Origin of the sequence: Pseudanabaena sp. 'Roaring Creek', from assembly GCF_001402795.1 — a bacterium.
In the GTDB taxonomy this organism is placed as follows: Bacteria; Cyanobacteriota; Cyanobacteriia; order Pseudanabaenales; family Pseudanabaenaceae; genus Pseudanabaena.
On sequence record NZ_LIRE01000758.1, the window covers coordinates 1 to 22,316 of the forward strand.

At 42.3% G+C, this 22,316-nt stretch carries 22 protein-coding genes and 1 tRNA gene; 10 read left to right on the forward strand and 13 right to left on the reverse strand.

From position 1 onward, the window contains the following. Nucleotides 1-181: 181 nt before the first annotated feature. Nucleotides 182-475 (forward strand): hypothetical protein, encoded by a 294-nt coding sequence (locus tag AC805_RS23290; RefSeq protein WP_055077619.1) that lies wholly within the window; start codon nt 182-184, stop codon nt 473-475. A gap of 206 nt (nt 476-681) precedes the next feature. Here the strand turns inward: AC805_RS23290 and AC805_RS23295 are convergent. After that, a tRNA-Leu gene (locus AC805_RS23295) sits at nt 682-765 on the reverse strand. A 337-nt stretch (nt 766-1,102) separates the two neighbouring features. Between AC805_RS23295 and AC805_RS23300 the strand changes: the two genes are divergently transcribed. Continuing rightward, a complete protein-coding gene (locus AC805_RS23300; protein WP_055077620.1) occupies nt 1,103-1,498 on the forward strand; it encodes a hypothetical protein in 396 nt (131 codons plus the stop codon). A gap of 160 nt (nt 1,499-1,658) precedes the next feature. Continuing rightward, nucleotides 1,659-2,108, forward strand: a complete 450-nt coding sequence (locus tag AC805_RS23305; protein WP_055077621.1) for a tRNA (cytidine(34)-2'-O)-methyltransferase — start codon at nt 1,659-1,661, stop codon at nt 2,106-2,108. Nucleotides 2,109-2,160: 52 nt separating this feature from the next. Here AC805_RS23305 and AC805_RS23310 read toward each other — a convergent pair whose 3' ends face one another. From AC805_RS23310 to AC805_RS23345, 8 genes are all read right to left on the reverse strand, one after another. Then, a complete protein-coding gene (locus AC805_RS23310) occupies nt 2,161-3,540 on the reverse strand; it encodes an OB-fold nucleic acid binding domain-containing protein (RefSeq protein WP_055077622.1) in 1,380 nt (459 codons plus the stop codon). Nucleotides 3,541-3,782: 242 nt separating this feature from the next. Then, the gene (locus tag AC805_RS23315) at nt 3,783-4,133 is read right to left on the reverse strand and encodes an STAS domain-containing protein (RefSeq protein WP_009626015.1); all 351 of its coding nucleotides are present in this window, start codon (nt 4,131-4,133) and stop codon (nt 3,783-3,785) included. Then, the gene (locus AC805_RS23320; protein ID WP_009626013.1) at nt 4,130-4,573 is read right to left on the reverse strand and encodes an ATP-binding protein; all 444 of its coding nucleotides are present in this window, start codon (nt 4,571-4,573) and stop codon (nt 4,130-4,132) included. Before AC805_RS23320 ends, AC805_RS23315 begins: the two co-directional genes overlap by 4 nt. A gap of 375 nt (nt 4,574-4,948) precedes the next feature. After that, nucleotides 4,949-5,749 carry an ABC transporter permease gene (locus AC805_RS23325; protein WP_055077623.1) on the reverse strand — a complete coding sequence of 267 codons (801 nt, stop codon included), beginning with the start codon at nt 5,747-5,749 and terminating at the stop codon, nt 4,949-4,951. Further along, on the reverse strand, nt 5,739-6,647 hold the full coding sequence (locus tag AC805_RS23330) for an ABC transporter permease (protein WP_055077624.1): 909 nt from the start codon (nt 6,645-6,647) through the stop codon (nt 5,739-5,741). The genes AC805_RS23325 and AC805_RS23330 overlap by 11 nt, the downstream gene beginning before the upstream one ends. A 2-nt stretch (nt 6,648-6,649) precedes the next feature. Next, nucleotides 6,650-7,627: a hypothetical protein gene (locus tag AC805_RS23335; protein ID WP_156341548.1), complete on the reverse strand. Its 978-nt coding sequence runs from the start codon at nt 7,625-7,627 to the stop codon at nt 6,650-6,652. Between the two features lie 564 nt (nt 7,628-8,191). After that, entirely contained in the window at nt 8,192-8,710 is a 519-nt protein-coding gene (locus AC805_RS23340; protein WP_055077626.1) for a phycobiliprotein lyase, read from the reverse strand. A 158-nt stretch (nt 8,711-8,868) separates the two neighbouring features. Continuing rightward, the gene (locus AC805_RS23345; RefSeq protein ID WP_055077627.1) at nt 8,869-9,618 is read right to left on the reverse strand and encodes a phycobilisome rod-core linker polypeptide; all 750 of its coding nucleotides are present in this window, start codon (nt 9,616-9,618) and stop codon (nt 8,869-8,871) included. 451 nt (nt 9,619-10,069) lie between these two features. On the opposite strand from AC805_RS23345, the gene AC805_RS23350 reads away from it, so the two are divergent. From AC805_RS23350 to AC805_RS23360, 3 genes are all read left to right on the forward strand, one after another. Next, entirely contained in the window at nt 10,070-10,963 is an 894-nt protein-coding gene (locus tag AC805_RS23350) for an alpha/beta fold hydrolase (RefSeq protein WP_055077628.1), read from the forward strand. Nucleotides 10,964-11,374: 411 nt separating this feature from the next. After that, nucleotides 11,375-11,683 (forward strand): hypothetical protein, encoded by a 309-nt coding sequence (locus AC805_RS23355; protein WP_055077629.1) that lies wholly within the window; start codon nt 11,375-11,377, stop codon nt 11,681-11,683. A gap of 479 nt (nt 11,684-12,162) precedes the next feature. After that, complete coding sequence (locus AC805_RS23360; protein ID WP_055077630.1) at nt 12,163-12,597, forward strand: CHAP domain-containing protein; 435 nt, start codon at nt 12,163-12,165, stop codon at nt 12,595-12,597. A gap of 415 nt (nt 12,598-13,012) precedes the next feature. Here the strand turns inward: AC805_RS23360 and AC805_RS23365 are convergent, their stop codons facing one another. From AC805_RS23365 to pstS, 4 genes are all read right to left on the reverse strand, one after another. Further along, on the reverse strand, nt 13,013-13,717 hold the full coding sequence (locus AC805_RS23365; protein ID WP_055077631.1) for a DUF2690 domain-containing protein: 705 nt from the start codon (nt 13,715-13,717) through the stop codon (nt 13,013-13,015). A 670-nt stretch (nt 13,718-14,387) separates the two neighbouring features. Further along, nucleotides 14,388-15,311, reverse strand: a complete 924-nt coding sequence (gene pstA / locus AC805_RS23370; RefSeq protein WP_055077632.1) for a phosphate ABC transporter permease PstA — start codon at nt 15,309-15,311, stop codon at nt 14,388-14,390. A gap of 46 nt (nt 15,312-15,357) precedes the next feature. Next, nucleotides 15,358-16,317 carry a phosphate ABC transporter permease subunit PstC gene (gene pstC, locus AC805_RS23375; protein ID WP_055077633.1) on the reverse strand — a complete coding sequence of 320 codons (960 nt, stop codon included), beginning with the start codon at nt 16,315-16,317 and terminating at the stop codon, nt 15,358-15,360. Between the two features lie 168 nt (nt 16,318-16,485). Continuing rightward, nucleotides 16,486-17,619, reverse strand: coding sequence for a phosphate ABC transporter substrate-binding protein PstS (gene pstS / locus AC805_RS23380; RefSeq protein WP_055077634.1), 1,134 nt, complete (start codon nt 17,617-17,619; stop codon nt 16,486-16,488). 907 nt (nt 17,620-18,526) lie between these two features. Here pstS and pstB point away from each other — a divergent pair. From pstB to AC805_RS23405, 4 genes are all read left to right on the forward strand, one after another. Next, nucleotides 18,527-19,315 (forward strand): phosphate ABC transporter ATP-binding protein PstB, encoded by a 789-nt coding sequence (pstB, locus tag AC805_RS23390; protein WP_009626002.1) that lies wholly within the window; start codon nt 18,527-18,529, stop codon nt 19,313-19,315. A 284-nt stretch (nt 19,316-19,599) separates the two neighbouring features. Next, nucleotides 19,600-20,433, forward strand: a complete 834-nt coding sequence (locus AC805_RS23395; RefSeq protein ID WP_055077636.1) for an ABC transporter ATP-binding protein — start codon at nt 19,600-19,602, stop codon at nt 20,431-20,433. Nucleotides 20,434-20,438: 5 nt separating this feature from the next. Next, on the forward strand, nt 20,439-21,746 hold the full coding sequence (locus AC805_RS23400) for an MlaD family protein (protein WP_055077637.1): 1,308 nt from the start codon (nt 20,439-20,441) through the stop codon (nt 21,744-21,746). An 8-nt stretch (nt 21,747-21,754) separates the two neighbouring features. Next, a complete protein-coding gene (locus AC805_RS23405; protein WP_055077638.1) occupies nt 21,755-22,189 on the forward strand; it encodes an NfeD family protein in 435 nt (144 codons plus the stop codon). Nucleotides 22,190-22,316: the final 127 nt, after the last annotated feature.

Here is a 22,316-nt window from a genome sequence, read left to right on the forward strand (position 1 = left end):
TTCGGCGAACAGACTGCTTTTGAGATGCAGACCGATCTCGGTAGCTACTACCTCAGATTTAAGCCTGTTTACTATCATCAAGGGCTATTTGTCGAAATTTGGCAATGGGTTCCCCCTCCTCCTCCTCCAAATACAAAATGGCTAGGTGATTTGTCTTGGTCTCCCAACCTTGTTTAAAAATATGAATATTGGAATCTCGGAAGTTTTAGCGATCGTTGGTTTGTTTGGCGCTGCCTTTGTTTGGATACACAAGATGTTTGATGCGGTTGATAAAAGATTTGATAAAAACGTGGATGTAATGAATACCCTTAATGCAAGGTTTGCAATCTTCGAGCAAGGAACCGTTGAGGTTCTAGAAGAAAAAATAAATCAGGTTAAGGCTAAACAATTCGACTTAGAAGATAAGCTGCAACAGTATTTTGAGAGTTTGTCTAAGCAAGTCCAAGATCTATTTGTCGAAATTAAGTCTAAATAGTTTTGATGATGGCGATTAAAACCCAAATAAATAGAGGCGGCGCTAAGCGCCGCCTCTATTTATTTGGGTTTTAATTCTTGCAAAAACACTTGACTAAAACTTGACTATTTTTTATGTGTTATTGAGGTATATCTAAGTATATTCAGGTACATTGCAAGGCTGGTATTATGTCTTGGAATGCCTGAATTTATTTGGTTTTTTTGTTATGGGCAAAGAGAGAATCGAACTCTCATGACATCGCTGTCGTCAGATTTTGAGTCTGATGCGTCTACCAATTCCGCCATTCGCCCTTTTTTCAAGATTTATATCTTACACTGAAGATGGCGCATCTTGTCAAACTATTTTTGCAAATATTTTTTTGATGTTTTTCCAAAGGCTCGCGCTTCTATGACTGTCGCTAAGTGGAGGACATAAACCGCAAGAATTGACTGGCGGCGCGAAGTGCCGCCAGTCAATTCTTGCGGTTTGATTTGTCCTAAATCAAGTGAATTTAGCTAAATAACTAAGAAAACCTGCGGCGCACGCGCAGCGTGCGCCGCAGGTTTTAGGGCTTTATATGGTAATTAATAGTAATTGCGATCGCTATAATTTACTAATTTCACTAATAACTAAGAGATCGATGGACCTATGGCAAAGCTAGAGCGCCTTATTATGATGGCAGAAGATGAACTAGTGCAGTACAGTACTCCCGCCCGTAAAATCGAAAAACTGCGTCAGAAGATCGGTCTATTGCTAAATGTTGCCGAACAAAAGCAAGTCAAAGCCGAACTACTGGCAACCCTACCTACCAATGATATTAGCCAAATAGTTGAAAAAAATCGTCAAACTGTTTCCTTACCTTTTTGGGGCATTGCGGGACTAGGACTACTATTGGGGATATCAATGAATCAACCCGTCGATTTTATTGCCACTATTATTGGCACAATTATCGCGATCGCTTTACAGAAATGGGGTTGGCAACTTCAAGCCAAACGCCTCGTACTTCAGACCATTGAAGATATTGAAGAACGCACCAAACAGTAATTGAATGCAATAAGTTGCTATATATAGCAATCCTAAAAGGTTTGTGGAAGCGCACCCCTTCGGGGTGCGCTTCCACAAACCCAAAAATCTATAAATGATTTAGGACTGCTATATTAAAAGACTGCGTTGTTTACGCAGTCTTTTAATATACTCACAGTCAATGCTACAAGTTGCCCTCATTTATCCCGAAATCCCGCCTAATACTGGCAATATCGCTCGTACCTGTGCCGCTACAAATACAAACCTCCATTTAGTAGAGCCTTTAGGCTTTGAAATTAACGATCGCCAACTCAAGCGGGCGGGTATAGATTATTGGGAATACGTAAACGTCACAGTCCACCCAAACATCGAATCTCTACGCCAAGCATCTCAAGATGCTCGATGGATCTGCTTTAGTACTCGCGGAGCCACAAACTTTCGTGAATTTCAATTTCAAGATGGCGACTGGCTCCTATTTGGCAGTGAGTCCAAGGGATTGCCCGAAGAAATAATCATCAAAAATCCTGCGGTGTATATTCCGATGGAACATCCTAAAGTCCGCAGCCTCAACCTGTCAGTAAGCGCCGCCCTCGGATTATTTGAAGCCCGCAGACAATTAGGACTTAATTAGAACGCCCAGCCCACAAGGGTTACCAATTTTTACTTTTTTTTACTTTGAGGGTTTAAGTAACTAAGGAATCATAAGTTGCTTTAAATCCAGCATTCTGTAAGGACTTAACGGCAGTTTCTTCATCCTCGACCCAGAACTGATTGCCGAGGCGGACTAGCTTAGGCATATATTCGATCGCAGCAATGACGGGAATTTTAGCCGACCGATCAGGTTCGTTTTTGTTGTAACCAGAATTGCCATTATGGGAATTACCTTGGGAGAAATTACCATTATTAGGATTGGGATTTAAAGCCTGTTTGAGTTGTTCTAAAACTTGGCGATCCCTTGCCTGCTCGCGAGTAAGCTCAACTCTGACCATCCTTACCGACTCAATTGGCTGCATATTATCCACAATCAATTGCGTCTGTTCGTCGCGGCGATCGATTTTCCCCCACACCATCAAGCGTTTGTCTTTCTCAAGCAGATGTTTCACCTTATCAAAGGTTTTCGGAAAAACTACTGCCTCCGTACTGCCCGTCAGATCTTCAATCTGCAAAATCGCCATGCGATCGCCTTTTTTAGTAACGACTTCTTTGATATCAAGAATTAAGGCGATCGCCGTAACCATCTTGGTTTCTGAGGAGTCAGGAATATCACAAATATTAATGGGAGCCATTAATTTTGCCGAACGACTAACTCCATTCAGAGGATGATCGGAAATATAAAAACCAAGTAATTCTTTTTCGAGACGGAGTTTTTCTTGGGAGGAATAGTCCTGCACGGGGGAAGACTTGGGGGCGGTATCAAAGGTTTTAGTATTACTACTTTCGCCAAAAAAATCAAAAAGATTACCCTGTCCCGAAGCTTGTTCCTTAGCACGGCGCGAAGCCCATTCCATCGTCATGTCCAAATCGTTCATCAATTGATGACGATTTGGCTCTAGCAGATCGAGAGCTCCCGTCTGAATTAATGCTTCTAAGGCTTTTTTGTTAAGCGATCGCGAATCCAAACGGCTACATAGATCCGCAAGCGAAGCAAACGCTCCTCCTTCTTGGCGAGCCTGTAAAATCGCAGCGATCGGTCCCGCACCAAGATTTTTAATCGCCGCCAAACCGAATAAAATTTGCTGCCCGCGTGGGGTAAAATCTTCCCCCGAACTATTCACATCAGGTGGAAGGACAGGAATCCCCATGCTACGGCAGTTGGCAATATATCGCTGCACCTTGTCTTGATCGCCACTGACCGAGGACAGCAGCGCCGCCATATATTCAACAGGGTAATTTGCCTTGAGATAGGCAGTCTGGTAAGTTACATACCCGTAGGCTACGCTGTGAGACTTGTTAAAGCAATTTGATGCGACGCAACCATTATCTAATAAGAAATTATGATCGCGAGCTAAGCCAATATCGAAAACACATTGCCCCCCCAACGATTTGCGACTGACAATTTTCATCTTGATGATTTGTTTTATGACTTATTTTTTATGACTTATTTTTTTATGACTCAAAAAGCAGGCATCAACAAAAATATATCTGCCCCTAAGTCACTTCCCAATCTAATGAAATGCGCAGTTGTATCCCAAACCCACTACATTTCAGTTGCCTGAAAACTTCTATAAACGGCAGATATATTATTAAACCCAACTTAACAATTTGATGAATTTTAGTGGATTTTTAGTGGATTTTTTTAGGACATTTATGGCTCGAATCCCTCTAGTTCGGGCACTTCCGCCACTAAATGCACACCTTGAATGTAAAGAGAACGACCATACTTACCAACATTCTCTAATCGCAACTTACCACCTTGCTTTTTGGCTTGAACAGCCATATCGATCGCCGCACCTACACCTCTACTGACAATCTTAGTCACTCCTTCAAAATCTAAGACTATCGCTACTAGCTTACGATCGATAAACGGCTGTACGGCTTGTCGAAAATAGGGCACTGTGGTTACACTCAAAGCACCATTCAGTTTGAGAATAACTTGATCGCCGTCAATTTGTTCGACGATCTTGAGTTCATCTTGTAAAAATGAGGAATGAGTCATGATTGGAGAATGGGTTTGTGGACAGACAGAAACTTACTCATGCGAACGGTTGTACCTTGATTTGTAGACTCAATCTCGACCTTATCAACCAGTGCTTTGATCATATGTATACCAAAACCGCCGTTTTTGACACCAATCTCGGATATCAAATCAAAATCAGGAGGTGGCACACTATCAACATCAAAACCTGATCCACGATCGTGGACTTCTACAACTAGGCTGGTATGTGCCGCGAAAACTACAACTTCCACGTCAAGATCAGATGTACTGTAAAGAACTGCGTTAACTAAAGCTTCCGTAAGAGCTTGTACGACATCTTGCACAGCATCGGGACTAAACCCCATTTTTGTAGCGAGTACTTCGACCGCTGCGATGGGAATGTCCTCGATTCCCTCAACGGGTGGAATTGAGATTCGCAGCTTTAAAGGCTTCTCACTCATGGGGAGTCATTCTGTAGCTTTGATTAGCTTTGCCAGATGTAATATACCACACGTTTTTAGCCTATGTTAGCAAAACCAATTATTTTTTGATAAAGCTTTGACAAAAAATTGAGCAAATCCAATTGGATTAAGGATTACAGATGTCATCAATTCTCAAATCACAATTGCTGATTTACATTAGCAAAAAACCCTAAATTGCTAAAGCAATATTTCTCTCAAAGTTATCTTAACATCTATTTTTTATATCTCTAGCAATTCTAAATGATTCAAGAAATTTACTCATATTTGTCGCTAATACCAATTCCCAAAATGGCGTTGCCATTTTGGGAATCTCAAAACCTTACTGGAATTGGTGTTTAATTCACAAAAGTGATATCAGTCATGCGTTCCTGAGCTTCTAATCACTTCAGCAATCGAGGCGATCGACGCGGAGGCAATAATTAGTAATACGCTTAGGGCATTTAATTCTGGTGTTACCCCCCCATTTCTGAGGGAGGAGAAAATCGCGATCGGTAATGTGGTGGATCCAACGCCTGCGGTAAAGTAGGCAATCACAAAGTCGTCCATACTCAGGATAAATGCGAGGAGACTGCCCGACAAAATCCCTGGCAAAAGTTGGGGCAGTAAAACTCGAAAAAATGCTTGGACGGGAGTAGCTCCTAGATCTAGCGCCGCCTCCTCTAGTTTCGGATCGATCGTCGCAAGTCGGCTGGAGACAACTACGGCAATATAGGCTAAGCAGAAAACAATATGGGCAATTACAATTGTGACCAGACTGAGTTGAATCTTTATGGCTGCAAAAAATACAAGGGTTGCCACTGCGATCGCAATGTCAGGGATAATTAAGGGTAAGTAGGTAGCTCCTCGATATAGATTTTTTCCTGGGAAATAATACCTTGCCAATCCAACGGCGGAGAGCGTACCAAGGACTGCGGCGACGGATACTGCCGTTAAAGCAACGCTCAGGCTATTTTTTAATGCTGCTAATAGGGTAGGATTTTGCAGAAACTTGGCATACCATTCCCAAGTAAAACCCGTCCATTGTGATGGGGAGGGAGATTTATTAAAACTAAAAATAGTCAGAACGGCAATCGGCAAGTACATATACAGAAAGGCAATCAAGGCATACCAAGTTTGCCAACGTTTAATGGGAGCCGCATTCATCTCATTCGCCATCACTCACCACCCTGCGATCGCCATATTTGAGTAGCAAAGCAATGACAATTGTGACCGCAAGGATCAAGACCATACTTAACGCTGAACCAAAGCCACGGTTACTACTTGCCCCCAAAAATTGCAACTCTATAATCGAGGCGATCGTCCGACTTCCGGGACCGCCCAAGAGTTGAGGATTTATGTAATCGCTAAAACTAGTAATCGACACGAGGGCAAGTCCCGCAATAATCCCTGACGAGACTTGGGGGATAGTAATCTTCCAAAAAGTTTGGCGCGAATTCGCACCAAGATCGGCTGCTGCCTCTAATAAGCGCAGATCGAGGCGTTCGAGCGAGGTATAGAGCACCAAAACCATATAGGGCAGATAGGTATAGATCATGCCAATAATTACACCCTCAGCTTTGTTCAGAACATTGATCCCTGATAGCCCAAGAAAATTTAAAAAGCTATTTAAAACTCCTGTGGGACGCAAAATGGTAATCCATGCATAGGAACGCAAGAGGGACGAAGTCCATAGGGGCAATACAAATAGCACAAGTAAAATGTTCCGCCAACGCTTAGGCACGATTACGGCAAGCCAGTAAGCCACGGGAAACCCTAAGAGCAAACAAAAGGCTGTAGTAATAATTGCATACAGCAACGATCGCCATACCACGACAAGATAGATAAAGTTACCACCGACATACTCAAATACTCTTTGGTAGTTATCTATGCCAAACGAAGTTTTCCCAAAGGGGACAAAGCTTTGAATTAAAATAAAAACAGTTGGGACAATAAGAAATACTACCAGCCAAAAGCCACTGGGTAAAAGTAAGGCTAAGGGCTCAAGCCATGTCAATCGCCGAACTGCTTTGGAGTTTGGCTCGCGTTTAGTCTCTGAGGGGCTATTCACAGGCATAGTTAGAAGTAAAGAACTCGGGAGTCAACACCTTGCGATCGCAAATAGCGCGATACGGATTCCGCTGCATCACGACTTTGATAAGCACCTGCATGAATATAAGTACCACGCCCAGAATTTGTAAAAAAGGCATTAGGCACATATTGACGAACCCTTGCTAACAGAAATTGGTTATTAACAGGAGCGGGTATAGCGGCAACATAGCGAAAGTTTGGATTCTGAGTCGCTTGAGGTAATTGGGCATCATTGCTATAGCTAGTAACTGTCTGCGGTGACAGCGCATAGTTGGTCGTTGTCGTAGCATCAGAGGTTGTCGTCGCCGCAACTTGGGTTGCAGTAGGAATAAATCCTGTTTGCGGCTGCACATAGCCTGACTGGACTACTTGGGTCTGGGGTACGACGGACTGAGTTACAACTTGTCGAGTTTCTGGAACCAATACCTGTTGCCATCGAGGAACTAAAACTTGCTGTGTTTGGACTTGAGGGACAACAGCACTGGTAGCGATCTGTTGATATTGAGGATTAGTATAAACGATTGTCTGTTGTGGTACTGAACTGAAGACTTGAGGCTGGGAATCGGTCTGAGAGCTTACGGGTTGAGCCGTGGAGTTTTGTTGAATAACAACCTGCTGAGGGGTTGCCGAGGTGGTGGAACTGGCGGAGTCAGTAAAGGGAACTTGGACGTTACTTTCCTTTCCACCCGTGGATTTAAAGTACTTTTGGGCTGACAGTCCAGCTTGTTGCAGGGAGATCGCTAAGCTATCAGCACTCGTCTCTGAGTTAAATGTGCCAGCTTGGATCGCAGGTTGATCGTTGATTTTTGTAGGGAAAGCAGTCGGTACAATCGTACGAACTTTTTGTAATGTTGCAGGATCGTTACCTGCAACGAAGATCACGAAACGGGCTGATGCTGATTGCACGATCGCGAAGGAGGCGATCGTCACAGTGCCGAAAATACTAGCCTTTCTAACCCAGTTCACAACAGTACATCCTCACACTTGAATGTAATAACGGTTAAGTTTAACGCAACTAGATAAAGCGATGTTTTTTCTAGTTAAAATGATTTGGTTTATTTAAGCACCTATTCATCAAAAATATGTCGATCTGCAATAGATTAGGATTCAAGATGCTAAGCGATGTCCATCCTAATCTATTCACGAAAAATATTCACAGAAAATATCAATAACAACATGGAAAAAATTAAAACGGGCTTAAATATTGCAATCTTTGTCTTTTTAGCAGGTTTTATCGGGCTTGAAGTATGGACATTGATATCCCACTTCCTGAAATAAAACCTGCGGCGCAAGCTGCGCGTGCGCCGCAGGTTTTAGGGTTTTATATTTAATTGTACCTAGCCACTTAAGAAACCATTTAAGAATTACTTTCTGTTATCAAAAGCTCAAAGAGATCCCCCCCAATCCCCCTTAAAAAGGGGGAAGAAGATAATTCTCCCCCCTTTTTAAGGGGGGCTGGGGGGATCTAGACAATTCTTAAATAGTTTCTTAAAAAGGAAAAGATATGCAGTGCTACATCTCTTTTCCTTTTTAAACCTTTGGAGCGGCACTCCGAATTTCCGAATAAAATGTAGATGACTTAACAATGCGATCGCTGTCCCGATCTCCCTGCAACAGAGTAGCTACGCGAAATCTTAAATTAGGATTACCATACCAAATCCGCTCTTCGATCGCTGCATGGGCTGTTACCGTTTGAATTGTTAATGCCTCATCTGCCCCAAACTCGTACACCCCTTTACCCAGCTTGGTCAAAATCACACCTTTGCTCGGCATCTCTGGATCGGGAACGGGAACGAGCAAAGCATTTCCTTTAGGTTTATTACTACTAAGGGATTCTTCCTCCCATGAGATTTTGATGGGAAGCATCACAGCATTTAGATCGATGTCATGGTTTTGACATGTGGCAATTAGTTCTGGGTCATCAAGGCTTAATGAAGTTATTTCAATCACTGAACGGCTATCATTACCATTGCCCTCACTAAATTGATGATCGCTGCGTTGCGATCGCCAGCGACCGACAAAGAGTTCGAGAAACTGATGAATATCCATTAGTGAAAATATGGTGAAATATATAGTGAAATATAAAAATAGTTAATTTTGACACAAATTTTATAGCAATTTGCAGTCAAAGCAAAGGGGACGCATTGCGCCCCCTTTGCTTTCTAGACTTAAGATTAAGGCAATGACCTCGCTCTTGCAGGTTAGATTTAACGACGAGGAACTAGACGTTCGTAGTCAAGATTTTGTGCAGATACAGGAGTGGAGTTGACTGGGTTCGCATTGATGCTACGAGCCATATTCAAGAACAAAGCTGGATCGCCAGTTTTTGGCGCTCTGTCGGTAACCACATAGCTGCGAACTGTATTCTGCCAAACAAGTTGAGGGAAGCCCAATTGTGCGCGATGGTAAGCATCGTAGCGAGGGGACTTGATATTGAAAGGTACTTCACCGATCGCTTGACTGGGCAGAACGCGACGACGTTGGTAAGGAAGGGTATCTTCGCCAAAAGCTTCAAGATACTCATCGCTGTTAAGCAAGGCATCAATGAAACCTTCAATTCCTTTGGTAGCTACCACAATTGACCAAGCAATTTTTTCTTTTTCGCTGTAAACATCGCGACCAAGAACGCGCTGTACGGTTTGCTCGACAAAGCGATAATTGCTGTTTTTTTCGTAAAAACTTCTTCTATAGGTGTCGGAGAGAATTAGCCCTCGTACAAATTGTCTGACTGAGATATTGCCAGAACGCAATTGCGATTCGAGTGCGACTTCGCGATCGGTTGCAAACGCATGGAAGAAAATTTGACGATAAGCAGCTTCGATCAAATCATCCATCTCAGTGCTAGAGAGCAGGTTTGCAGTGTTATAGATGCGAGGTGAGTTGTCACTACCGACTGTAAACCCAGCGACGCGAGAATTTTGCGATGCTGGAGCGTAATTCAACAAAGGAAGCGCCACGTTTAAATCTCCAAAATATTATCGAAAAGTTATAAAAATACTTATTCCCAAATTTTTATAGCGCTCCTAAATGATTGATGTTTTTGGCGGTTGTAGGAGATGCATCGATAAAATGCTTCTCTTACAACTCATTTAGGATGGCTACTGTGACGTTCAATTTTGCCATAGGACATTTTGAATATCACAAAAACCTAAATTTATGTTGGCAGACGGTTTTGACAGTTTTGACATTATTTGTGTCAAGAGGCTAACCGCAATCCAATGAGTTTAGGGCTAAATAAGCTAAATAAAATTACAAGAGGCTAACCTCTAGTCAATGATAGGATAGGCGAAATTAGCTAGTTCTACTTCCTTCATATAAGTTTACCTTTATTAAGGTTGCTCATCGTTTTATGGGATACATCACGGAGCTAAAAATTCTGCTATATTTCGCAATCACTAAGTTATCCCAATGATTTTTACATATCGCAAGTTCGCCGATCGCTTTTGGACATGGCGGGGTTATGAGATTGGTTATTGTGCGGAGGGACTAACAGAAAATTTAGATAAACCCGCACTGGTTTTAATTCATGGGTTTGGTGCTTCAGTGGGGCATTGGCGGAAGAATGTGCCTGTTTTAGCGCAAGAATTCCGAGTTTATGCGATCGATCTGCTGGGTTTTGGCAGTTCGGCTCAGCCTAACCCCAGCGATCTTGCCTACACTTTTGAAACTTGGGGGCAACAGGTTGCCGATTTCGTGCGTGAGGTAGTCGGCGATCGCGCTATTTTAATTGGTAATTCCATCGGGGCAGTGGTGGCGATGCAGGCGGCGGTCTATTCCCCCGATCCGATCGTCAAGACAGTATTGATTAATTGCTCGTTGCGCCTATTACAAGAACAAAATCAATTAGCAATGCCTTGGTTTAAAAGAGTCGGGGTGAAGGTAGTGCAGAATATTTTGGGTGTAAGGGCGATCGCTAAATTATTTTTCGATCGAGTGCGTCAGCCGCGATCGGTAAAACAAATTCTGTCGCAAGCCTATTTTCATAAAGAAGCCATTACCGATGAATTAATTGAGATCTTAATTAAGCCCGCCCAAAATCCTCATGCTGTTGATGTATTTATGGCTTTTGTGCGCTATTCCCAAGGACCTAGACCAGAAGACCTATTAGCCATTTTGCCCTGCGATGCGATCGTGCTGTGGGGCGATCGCGATCCTTGGGAGCCGATCAGCTTAGGTCGCGCATCCTTTACAAAATTTACTGCCGTCAAAGAATTTATCGCGATCGCGAATGCAGGACATTGCCCACAGGATGAAGTACCAGAAGTAGTCAATGAGATTTTGCTAAGAGTTCTCGCACCGTAAGGTTTGATTAACGTCAGTTCGGGTTAAGCTGGCAAATTTCCAACGCCCAAAAATAAAAAAATGGACTAGAGCCAAATTCTAAGAGTAGACAAACATTATATGGCATACCTCTTATTCTTTTAATATTTGCTGTTCATAGTGAGAGTTCTAAGTCAGTTAAAGCACTTCTTTGTAAAGGTGCGAATCCCAATCTATGTATTCGACTTAAAAAAGGGTAGTCCTAAAAAGGAAAGGATCTATGTAAAGCTCTTAGGGCAAAGGTTTTATCGAATACCGAAAAATTAAAGTCCTTAAGTATCTTGGCTGTTTAGGCGTTATTTCAACTGAATAAACCAATTCTGGACGAATTTATAAGCTTTGTAGCATCTTCCTAATGTTGAATCTTAGATGTTTTCATGTAATGCTAAGTTCATGGAATCCATGCTGGCAGAGAGTTCTGGATATCCTTTCCTTTTTAGGACTACCAAAAAAGTTGGTATGGGAAGCAATACGGGAGATATGTGTCCTTTGAGCATGGCAATAAGACATAATTTTACTCTTAATGTTGGAAATATTTCAGATGATTCGAGGTTTTCTGTTGAAAATATTCTAAAGAATGCTGAAGCCATTTGTGAGCCTAAAATTATCGTATTTGCTGAAGGTGTTTTGTGTAAACTGTCAAGCACGAGAAAAACCTTTAACATTCAAATAACTCAACCACTAAGGAATCTGAGCGACTAAAAAATCTTACACAAGGCTTTCCCAAATCATTTTGTAGCAATAATTTGGCAAATGACTCTAAAGCATATCCTACGCGATGTGCAACTAAAAGTCTGAAAGCCCTGATTTCTCGTACTACACCAATGAATAGTTTAAATTTTCGGTAGCTCAAACAACCTCAGAGCAATAGCTCAAGATATAGTTGCGCATCGCGTTTATCAAATGCCCCCACCAGTCCGTTCTGGCTTAATGTCCCCTACTCACTAGGGGACATGATCGATTATGAACATATTCAGGGAAACCTAAAGTAGGGTAGATAATCAGGCTCCCCTAATCGTTAGGGGAAATCGATTGAAAACTTTGCTGGTCAAACTCAACATTAAACGTTCTCAATTTCTAAATCTTCTACTCGCTAAAAGATTTAGATGTTTGTAGCCACAAGAAATGACTTGACAAATTAAAAGTGTTTATGTCGTAAAAACTTAACCTAAAACAACATCATGATTAAACAATTAATAGCTACTTCTTTAAGTCTTGCAGTCACTAGTCTCTCTTCATTAGCAATTCCTTCTGCTTCTTATGCTGATCAGTATTGTCAATGTGTGGGCTATGTAAAAAATGTATTGGGTATCAGCCAAGCAATGGGTAATGCAAAAGACATGATCTACTCACTGCCCAAAAAAGGCTTTCATGAAGTCCGTACACCTGTACCTGGAGCAATTGTAGTTATGCAACCAAGTTTCCCCGGCGCTGATAGAACTTATGGACATGTTGGTTTTGTTGATAGTTTTGATTCAAGGACAGGAAAGATCGTAGTGCGCGGCGCTAACCAAGGTGGTAAAACCTATCGTGACGCAGGTTGTAGCAATGTAGCAGCAGTGGGTTTTCGTACACCTGTAGTAAATCGTAATGACGTTTCATTCTGGGTGCGTTAATTATAAGGAACTGGTTCCTTACCGTGAGGAGAAGAAAGTCTTATTAAGTAAGGAGCACATAAATCTGGTGCCATAGTGGGATAACGTGATTGTCTCTATAGGTGTTTCGGGGAGGTCAAACATGATAAACGGCTCAATGCCTTTAATGACGAGTGTTTCAGTCATCAAAGACCTCTGAGGCTAAAACTATTACACATCAAGCGTTTCAGCCATTTAAGCTAAAGTATCTCCCCGAAACGCCTATTGAGCCAAAATCAATTATAGGTTTTGCGGGGAGGTCAAACACAATAAGCTGCTAAATGCTTTTCAGAACTGGCGTTTCATATGTCGAAGATCTCCGAGGCTAAAACCATTGTGAATCAGATTTCTCAGCACTTTTAACTAAAGTACCTCCCCGAAACACCTATTGAGACAATTAATTTTGGGTAATAAAACTTGTGCATTGAGGTTCTTGATTTGGATATTCAATACAAGCTCTTTTTTCAATTTCCGCAGATAACATATCCGTAAAATGAGGCTCTTTAATTCCATCATCTTTTATTAAGAGTGGTACATATTTTTCACCTTTTTTATTCTCAAAATAAATTGTTGCACCAATAACTGGGTCAGACTTAATCCAACTTGCATTACATTTAGCTGAATGTCTTATCTCGAGCTTAATATTTTTATAATTTTCTCCTAAATCAGGGAAACTGGCTATTTTGGAGGTGATTGTATCTACACCTTTGTCGCAGCTAGATTCTTTAGGATCTCTTCCGTTACATGTCTCTGAAAAACAAACTAAGCCATTTTGTCGTCTCACTTTTTGTAAATCTATATTAGCTTGAAGCTTAGCTTTTTCCAAATCAATTTTGGTGTAATAGTCATAGAACAATAAAACAAATAACATTGTAGCGATAACCAATAATCCCCTTAGAACAATATTAACTAGTTTAAGAAACTCGCCTTGCTTGAGAGACGCATCTTTGAAAAGAAGTTTTTGAGCTTCCTTTAAGCCATTAGTATGTTTAAGAATGAAAAGTAAGCCAGCTAGAAAAGCTACAACTATAAATGCAATTAATGTAAGCGGTCCATTTACTGATGAAGAAATAGCTTTTAAAAAATTATTAATAATGTCCATTGCAAGAAAATCTTAAGGATAAACGCAAATTTAGCCCAAAAACTAAACTATGACAAGTTTATTGTCGTCTAATAGTTGTCCTGTTTCTATTCGCCTGCCACTAGGTTCAGAAATATTGGCGACTTGTGCTGATTCCTCTTGTGTGTGCCCGATTGCTCTCCCTTTCATATAGCTTTGGATTTGATGGCGTTGAATATATTTGCCTTGCATTGACCTGTTCCGTGAAAACTATTAGGGAACGGCATAAAGCTTTTTTTGCTTTTTGTCTACTTTCCTCCTCTCTATGACTGCGGATCTCTTTTCGCGATCTCTTTTCGGTAAGTGACAATTAGTTCCTTCGTTTTTCTCCTCTTCTCTCAACCGGTCAAGTTAGTTGTCGCGACTGGACAAGTTAATTGTCGTCTAATAGCCCGTATATTCATCGGTTTTAGTGTTAATTATTGTGTGTCTTGATTATCTCTCTGTATACATCCCAGACTTTACACATTTCACTTTACACTCTCAATGTTGCTGTCTTTTGATAGGCATGGTTGGTCTAATTTATGTGAAATTTGCCAAGGCTGTCTTCTTGCCAGATTTCATACTTAACGGGAAAAGTAAGGTTTGATAGACGTTAAAAAAGGTCGCGCAAAGCACGACCTTTTTTGGGGTTAAGCATAAACTTAATAGCTTAATAGGTTCTTTTGCCCGTTGCCAAACGGGAAAGAATACTTGTTATCAAAATCATCACAACTAGAACCAAGGCTCCAGCCCAAGCAAGTTGCTGCTGATTGATAAACTGAGGACCTCCAGGCACAATCGAGAAGTTATAAACAAGTACGCCCAAGGAAGCAGTTTTCTCCAAAACTCCATTTGCCCAATATTGACTGAAGAGTGCAGTAAAGATTAGAGGAGCTGTTTCACCCGCAGCCCTAGCAACTGCAAGCATTGCCCCTGTAACGATCGCAGGTAATGCGGCTGGCAAAACCACAAAAAATACAGTTTGAAACTTCGTAGCACCAACTCCAACCGAGGCTTGGCGAATTTCATCGGGTACGAGCTTGAGGCTTTCTTCGCTGGTGCGGACGATAATGGGTAACATCAGCACCGATAGAGCTATTCCTCCAGCGACAGCCGAAAAACCTAACCCAAGGGACAAACCACCCTTAATGACGACAATCCCATAGGTAAACACACCAACTACGATCGAAGGCACACCGCTCAAAACGTTAGTTGCAAAGCGAATCCAAAAAACGATCTGATTTTTGCCGCCAAACTCGGAGACAAAGATCGCTGCCATCAGTCCAAACGGTACGCTAATTAGGGCGGCAATGCCAACCATTACCAATGTACCGACAATCGCATTACCAAAGCCACCGCCCGAAATACCGGGGGCTGGGGGTAACTGCGTAAATACACCCAAATCAATGCGACTCGCACCTTTAAAGATGACATAGGTGAGAACAGCAACCAACGGCAGTAAGGCGATCGCTGCCGCACTAACCGTCAATCCTGTCATCAAATTACCAAAGAGATTGCGAGGAGAAGAAGAATCTCTTACTAAGTTCCCCATAGGGATTTTAGGCGTAGCAAGATTTTGAGGTTCAGCTGTCATATTTTAGTAAAAACCATTGGAAATTGGTATAACGCGAGAATGCAAATTATTTAATGCGTTGAACGCGCAAAATTAATAGCTCGGCGAGGATATTGACGATCAGGGTCAGCGCAAACAACACGAAAGCGGCATACATTAAAGATGAAATCTGCAAGCCATCAGCTTCAGCGAATTCATTGGCTAACTTGGCAGCAATTGAATTGGAAGGAGCCAAAATTGAGAAGTTAACTTTTGAAGCATTGCCGATCAGCATAGTTACCGCCATAGTTTCACCCATTGCACGACCGAGAGCCAACATCACAGCACCGACGATCCCTGAGAAAGAAGCAGGTATCAATACCTTCACGATCGTCTCCCATCTTGTCGCACCCAAACCCATGGAGGCTTGACGCATGTCTTTAGGAACTGAAATCAAAGCTTCACGAGAAATAGCGGCGATCGTCGGCAAAATCATAATCGCCAATACGAGAGCAGCTGGTAACATCCCTGTTCCACTTAAAGGGGTACTAAATAGGGGGAACCACTTAAAGTTGTTGAATAGAAAATCGCCCACGGGTTTAATGACGGGAATTAAAACAAAGATGCCCCATAAACCATAGACGACGCTAGGAATAGCGGCTAAAAGCTCTACCAAAAACACAAGAATTTCCTGTACTTTATTTGGCAGAAAGTCAAAATCCTCACTCAGAAAAACGGCTACACCGACACCAATAGGCACTGCTACCAGCAGGGCGATTAAAGAGCTCACCAACGTACCATAGATTTGTGGTAAAACCCCATACGCATCTCTGGTAACATCCCAATCACTAGAGAACAAAAATCCTAAACCAAACTTACTAATTGCAGGAAGAGCATCAATTCCTACTTTAACCACCATTGAGATCAGGATGACAGCGACACCGATCCCAAAAATTCGAGTTAACCAGACAAAACCTTGATCGAGTTTCTGGGCAATGCCAGAACGCTGAGGCAAGCTGATCTCAGAAGTCGTAATTTCAGAACTCATTATGCAAATATTTAAAACGAACGTTACATGGAAATAAAGAAGAGAACTAAGAAATAGGGCAAGGTCGAGATCTATATCTAAACTTTGCCCTATTTTCAATCATAAATCAGGCTAAATTGTGGCAATTCATTGTTGAATCTACACAAGTAATCGACACAATGTAAGAAATTAAGAAATTGTGGCGATCGCTGGCTTTAGCTTGGTAACTACTTCAGCAGGTAGAGGGATATATCCTAATTCACCACTAAGTTTTTGACCTTCGGTCAAAGCCCAATCCAACATGGCTTTGATTGCCTCAGCCTTGTTAGGATCGTCATACTTCTTATAGAGCAACAACCAAGTATAGGAAACGATTGGATAGGCTCCATCACCCTTAGGATCTGGTTCAAACGCGATCAAGTTAGCTGGCAACTCAATGACAGCAAGGGACTTAGAACCACTTTCAGGATCGGCTTTGATGTACTTGCCAGACTTATTCTCAATAGTGGCAAAAGAGATTTTGTTTTGTACTGCATAGCCGTACTCGATATAACCGATCGCCCCAGCAGTTTGTTGGATTGCGGCAGCAACACCTTCGTTACCCTTCGCACCAGTACCTGTGGGCCATTGAACCGATTTACCTTCTCCAGGACCAGATTTCCATTCAGCACTCACAGCACTCAAGTGCTTCGTAAATACGCCAGTAGTTCCACTTCCATCGGAACGAGAGACAACGGATATGGCAGTATCGGGGAGTTTAACACCATCATTTAACTTGACGATCGCAGGATCATTCCACTTGGTGATTTTGCCCAAGAAGATATTGCTGTAAACTTCACGGCTAAGTTTCACTTCCTTAACATCTGGAAGATTGTAAGCAATCACAATACTGCCAGCCGCAACGGGGAGTAGTACCGCACCCTTGGTAACTTTCGCAATCTCGTCATCTTTCATAGCGGTATCGCTTGCACCGAAATCAACCGTGCCAGCAATAAACTGCTTTACACCTGCGCCACTACCAACGGACTGATAGCCAATTTGAACGTTGGAATATTTTTTGTTGAATTCAGAAAACCAACGCTGATACAAAGGAGCGGGGAAAGAAGCTCCAGCGCCGCTAAGGGATATGCTCTTACCACCAGCTATCTGTGCTGATGTAGCAGGTGCTGATGCCGATGCTGTTGGCTTGCTAGTTCCGCTTGCCGCAGGTGTTGTGGGTGCAGGAGTTGGCTCTGGCGAGGTGCAAGATGCCAATGCGAAGCCAACGCCACCCAATGATAGATAGATTGCCTTACGGCGAGATAGTTTCAAGCTAGGACGCATAGTGATGATGTTATGAAACGTTGTAATAGTTCTAAGAAAGTTAACTCAAAAGGTTCTAAAACACTTCATAGTTAGCCATTAAATATTGCTCTAAGTAAAACCATAAATTGATTAGCTACATAGCAATCATCTTTAAACCATATTAAAACTTAACAGCTAGCAACTAAACCAAGGTTTCAATGAGCAAACAGAATCAATATACAACCCGAAGGTAAAGATAAGGTTAAGAGCAAAAACTGAGTCCGAATATTAGCGATCGCCACTCAAATAAATGGTAGTAAATGGTAGTAAATGGTAGCCCTTCAGTATAGAATTACTGGTATTGACCAATCTTTTATTTCTAGCCTAAAGCTTTGACCTGTAAGGTTTGCAAGCAATTCAGAAAGACATGTAATCGAAAAGAAAGCTAGACTGGATATACTTCAGTGCTATATACTCTGGTTAAGTGCAACATCAATTTCTAATATAATTCTGCAATTATTTATTTTAGGATTAATGATTCCATATGTTATTATGCCTCCATTTGTTTGATAGAATGAATATAGAACCATAGCAACCGAACTGTGCAGAGAATCTATCCTAGAGATAACAAGAACTTCTTTTTATAATTCAATTAAGATTCAATTAATTTTGATTTAAGAGAATATAACAATAAAATTTTTTGTCTGAATGTATTTACAGCAACAGCTATTGCTGTAATGCTTAAGACTATATGGATTGAATGTCAAATCTAAGCATCTTAAATCTATACAAGAACTGATTCTGTATATATTTGCGATGCAAATCGAGATGTACATACTTCGGAACAGCTATCGAGGGCGCAACATTAGAATCACAAGAATCCCGATTTTGAGCCTTGGAAATCTCAAACTGAAAACCTTCACAAGTGAACATGAATTTAAATCCTATGGAAAACACAATTATTAATGCTGATAATGTTTCGGTATATTACGGTTCTAATCTTGCTGTTTCTGGAGTCAACTTAGCGATTAATACGAATCAAATTACAGCCTTCATCGGTCCTTCAGGCTGCGGAAAAAGTACGGTTTTACGTTGTTTCAATCGTCTAAATGATTTAATTGCTGGAGCAAAAGTAAAAGGTAAGATTACCTTCGGCAGTCACGATCTTTACGATCCCAAGATCGATCCCGTAGCGGTACGCCGTCGGATTGGTATGGTATTTCAGCGTCCCAACCCATTCCCAAAATCTATTTACGAAAATATTGCCTTTGGTCCTCGGATTAATGGATACAAAGGAAGTAAGAGCGATATGGACGATCTTGTAGAACGTTCGCTTAAGCAAGCGGCGATTTGGGATGAAGTCAAGGATAAACTCAAAGAAAGTGGTTTAGCGCTCTCAGGTGGGCAACAACAAAGACTATGTATTGCGCGGGCGATCGCTACCGAGCCAGAAGTTATTTTGATGGATGAACCCTGCTCGGCGCTCGACCCTATTTCGACTCTGAGAATTGAGGAGTTGATGACAGAACTCAAGCAGCGCTTCACAATTGTAATTGTGACTCACAATATGCAACAAGCCTCACGGGTATCTGACATCACGGGATTCTTCAATACCGAACTAAGCGAAACAGGCAGGCGTACGGGCAAGCTAGTAGAGATCGATCGCACTTCCGTAATATTCAGCAGCCCCAGACAAACTGCAACTGAAGAGTACATCAGCGGTAGATTTGGTTAAACCAATTACACCCATACTTATCAAGAGCTAAGTCTTTGCAAGATTTAGCTCTTGATAAGTATGGGCGGCGCTTCGCGCCAGCCAAACCCAAAACAGTGTTGCCTCGCTCGGTGCGGCAACACTGTTTTGGGTTTTAATTTTGTCCTAACAAGACTGGCAGCTATAAAAGGGCTAAAAGAAAGTACGCTAAAAGTGCCATGCCTTCTTTTCTATTTTTTTGAGAAAGTTTCTGAAAAAATGTTAGTTTTTGGTAGTGCGATATTTTCAAACAAAAATAAATACCGATGGAGCCAGTCAGATCTCCGATCAAAACTAGTAGCAATGTGGTTACACCTCTACTCGAATTGCGTGATATTCACAAAAGTTTTGGGAATAACGCGGTACTAAATGGGGTCGATCTAACCTTACATTCAGGTGAAGCGATCGCGATTATTGGACCTTCGGGTACAGGCAAATCGACAATATTGCGGGTAATTTGTGGGCTACTTCACCCCGATCGGGGTGAAGTCTATATCAATGGCAATCTGGTTTCCTCGGAAGAGGATGTGCAAGAGGGGAACTACGGATTAGACATCGGTATGGTGTTTCAAAATGCCGCCCTATTTGACTCTCTCACAGTTGCCGAAAATGTTGGTTTTTCACTCTTTGAACATTCCCGACTATCCCGTCGTGAAATTTATCGGCTAGTAGAGCATAAACTTGCCTTGGTGGGCTTAGACAATATTTGCGATCGCTATCCCAACCAGTTATCGGGCGGGATGCGTAAGCGCGTTAGTTTTGCCCGTGCGATTATGGACGACCCCACCGTAAAAACTCAAGCCAAAAAAGTCTTGCTCTATGATGAACCAACGGCAGGACTCGATCCCGTAGCTTCAACGATTATCGAAGATTTAATGCGATCGCTAAGAGAGCAAAAGGTTTGCGATAGTTATATTGTCGTCACGCATCAAAATAGTACGATCCGTCGTACCTCTGATCGCCTGATCGTTCTTTATCGGGGATCGGTGCGCTACGCAGGAAACGTGAGTACAATTGATACGACTGACAATCCATACGTCAGACAATTTTTTAGTGGTAGCACTGAAGGTCCAATTCAACTTTTGACTAGGGAGGTATAAGGCTCGTGCAGCGAAAAACTTTACGCGACGGTGCGCTTGGCTTATTTATCATTGGTGGAGTAGTGGCTCTAGGAGGCGCGTTGTTATGGTTGCGTGGGCTGCAACTTAGTAGTAGTAAGTTTACATTTACGATCAAGATCCCCGATGCGAGTGGACTGAATAATGGCTCGGTAGTTAGGTTCCGTGGTGTAGAGGTAGGGCGCATTACGACCCTCACGCCTCAAACCGAGGGCGTTGATGTCCTCGTAAGTATTGACAACGCCAAATTGATTATCCCGAAGCAATCCGTGGCGGAAACAAATCAGAGTGGCTTCTTGGGAAATACCAATATTGATATTTTTCCGCCGAAAGACAAAGTAGCGATCGATCCGCAGATGAATCCCCTCGCTAAGGACTGTAATAGCGAGCTAATTATCTGTCAGGGTGGCGAAATGGAAGGTATGCGGGGCGTAAGTTTCATCGCCTTACTCAAGGATACGAGTTCCACTTTACGCAAAATTAACGATCAAGGATTGATTGATAACCTTGGTGATACTTTAGTCGCAGCCAAAGCTACTGCTAAAAGCATCCAGAGATTGACCGATACGGCAAATCGGGTGGTTGGTTCCTTTGAAAATCAAATCGCTAAGTTTGGCGATACAGCCGATGCGATTAGTGGTGCTGCAACTAAAGTAGGCAATGTAGCAAGTAGCGCCCAAGACTTGATCGAGGTCAATCGCGAAAAATTAGCCCAGACCCTTGATGGTATCGCCGCAACTTCACGGGAAGCGCGATCGCTCCTAGCTAGTGCCAAACCTTTGTTAAATGACGGCAAATTGATCGCGAATTTACAAAAGCTTGCGGAAAATGCCGCCGAGACCTCCGCTAATCTGCGGAAAGTGTCGGGCGAGTTAAACGACCCTGCGACGATTGCCTCATTGCGAGAAACCCTTGATTCCGCCCGCGTAACTTTTGCTAATACCAAAAAAATTACCGCCGATCTTGACGAACTAACGGGCGATCCAAAACTGCGCAGCAATATTCGCAATTTGATCAATGGATTGGGAGGCTTGCTCTCTAATGCTCCCAATTTAGACACCATTGTCCCCACAGCCAATAACCCCAGCCCTAGCGATCCCGCATCAACGAAACTACCTTCATCGGTAGAGGTTGCCCGCAATAAGGTGATTAAATCTAATGCCGACGACCCTCGCTTTAAGCGCGAAAAGTTTCTGGATGCGGCAAAGATAAAAATCAATAGCCCCAAACCCAGCGCTAGTATTGCTAAATCAGAAATATTACCCAGCTCCAATATTTCCCAGCCCGATCGTTAACGTAATCAATGAACCTATTACCTATTCAAATTTGGCTGATTATAGGTATTGCTCTATGTGTACTTGAGCTACTAGTTCCATTGCCGACATTTTTGATTGCGGGAGCCATGGGCGTAGCCGCCTTATTGGTAGCGGCAGTTTCTTTAATTCTGCCTATACCTGCTCTCCAAATAGTGGTTTGGATGTTGCTCGCAGGCTCCCTAGCGATCGCTTCACGAAGATTCATTCCTAAGGATTCAAACCAACTGAAGGAATCCAGTGAAGGAATTACGATTACCGAAATTCCCGCAGGGGCAACAGGTAGAGTCAAGTATGAAGGAGGCTCTTGGAAAGCCAAATGCGACCATCCCCAAACGGCGATCGCCGCCCATCAAAAGGTAATCGTTCTGCGCCGACAGGGCACGACATTAATTGTTGTACCTGAAAATTGGTTAAATCATTAAATCCATTTCCAAGAGAAATGCTTCACAAATTGCCACATTTCTCTTGGAAATAGAAAGTTCTGATCTTTCAAAATATAGCTATAGCCAAATAAGTTAAGACATAAAACCCAGAAGAGTGTTGCGGCGC

What these genes read in the sequence shown, in the direction of transcription:
- AC805_RS23340 (WP_055077626.1), bottom strand. Translation starts at nt 8,710, where the DNA reads ATGGATATTCATCAGTTTCTCGAACTCTTTGTCGGTCGCTGGCGATCG.
- AC805_RS23315 (WP_009626015.1), bottom strand. Translation starts at nt 4,133, where the DNA reads ATGACTCATTCCTCATTTTTACAAGATGAACTCAAGATCGTCGAACAA.
- AC805_RS23395 (WP_055077636.1), top strand. Translation starts at nt 19,600, where the DNA reads ATGGAGCCAGTCAGATCTCCGATCAAAACTAGTAGCAATGTGGTTACA.
- AC805_RS23350 (WP_055077628.1), top strand. Translation starts at nt 10,070, where the DNA reads ATGATTTTTACATATCGCAAGTTCGCCGATCGCTTTTGGACATGGCGG.
- AC805_RS23355 (WP_055077629.1), top strand. Translation starts at nt 11,375, where the DNA reads ATGGAATCCATGCTGGCAGAGAGTTCTGGATATCCTTTCCTTTTTAGG.
- AC805_RS23325 (WP_055077623.1), bottom strand. Translation starts at nt 5,749, where the DNA reads ATGGCGAATGAGATGAATGCGGCTCCCATTAAACGTTGGCAAACTTGG.
- pstC (WP_055077633.1), bottom strand. Translation starts at nt 16,317, where the DNA reads ATGAGTTCTGAAATTACGACTTCTGAGATCAGCTTGCCTCAGCGTTCT.
- AC805_RS23320 (WP_009626013.1), bottom strand. Translation starts at nt 4,573, where the DNA reads ATGAGTGAGAAGCCTTTAAAGCTGCGAATCTCAATTCCACCCGTTGAG.
- AC805_RS23290 (WP_055077619.1), top strand. Translation starts at nt 182, where the DNA reads ATGAATATTGGAATCTCGGAAGTTTTAGCGATCGTTGGTTTGTTTGGC.
- AC805_RS23405 (WP_055077638.1), top strand. Translation starts at nt 21,755, where the DNA reads ATGAACCTATTACCTATTCAAATTTGGCTGATTATAGGTATTGCTCTA.
- AC805_RS23330 (WP_055077624.1), bottom strand. Translation starts at nt 6,647, where the DNA reads ATGCCTGTGAATAGCCCCTCAGAGACTAAACGCGAGCCAAACTCCAAA.
- AC805_RS23305 (WP_055077621.1), top strand. Translation starts at nt 1,659, where the DNA reads ATGCTACAAGTTGCCCTCATTTATCCCGAAATCCCGCCTAATACTGGC.
- AC805_RS23365 (WP_055077631.1), bottom strand. Translation starts at nt 13,717, where the DNA reads ATGGACATTATTAATAATTTTTTAAAAGCTATTTCTTCATCAGTAAAT.
- AC805_RS23360 (WP_055077630.1), top strand. Translation starts at nt 12,163, where the DNA reads ATGATTAAACAATTAATAGCTACTTCTTTAAGTCTTGCAGTCACTAGT.
- AC805_RS23300 (WP_055077620.1), top strand. Translation starts at nt 1,103, where the DNA reads ATGGCAAAGCTAGAGCGCCTTATTATGATGGCAGAAGATGAACTAGTG.
- pstB (WP_009626002.1), top strand. Translation starts at nt 18,527, where the DNA reads ATGGAAAACACAATTATTAATGCTGATAATGTTTCGGTATATTACGGT.
- pstS (WP_055077634.1), bottom strand. Translation starts at nt 17,619, where the DNA reads ATGCGTCCTAGCTTGAAACTATCTCGCCGTAAGGCAATCTATCTATCA.
- pstA (WP_055077632.1), bottom strand. Translation starts at nt 15,311, where the DNA reads ATGACAGCTGAACCTCAAAATCTTGCTACGCCTAAAATCCCTATGGGG.
- AC805_RS23310 (WP_055077622.1), bottom strand. Translation starts at nt 3,540, where the DNA reads ATGAAAATTGTCAGTCGCAAATCGTTGGGGGGGCAATGTGTTTTCGAT.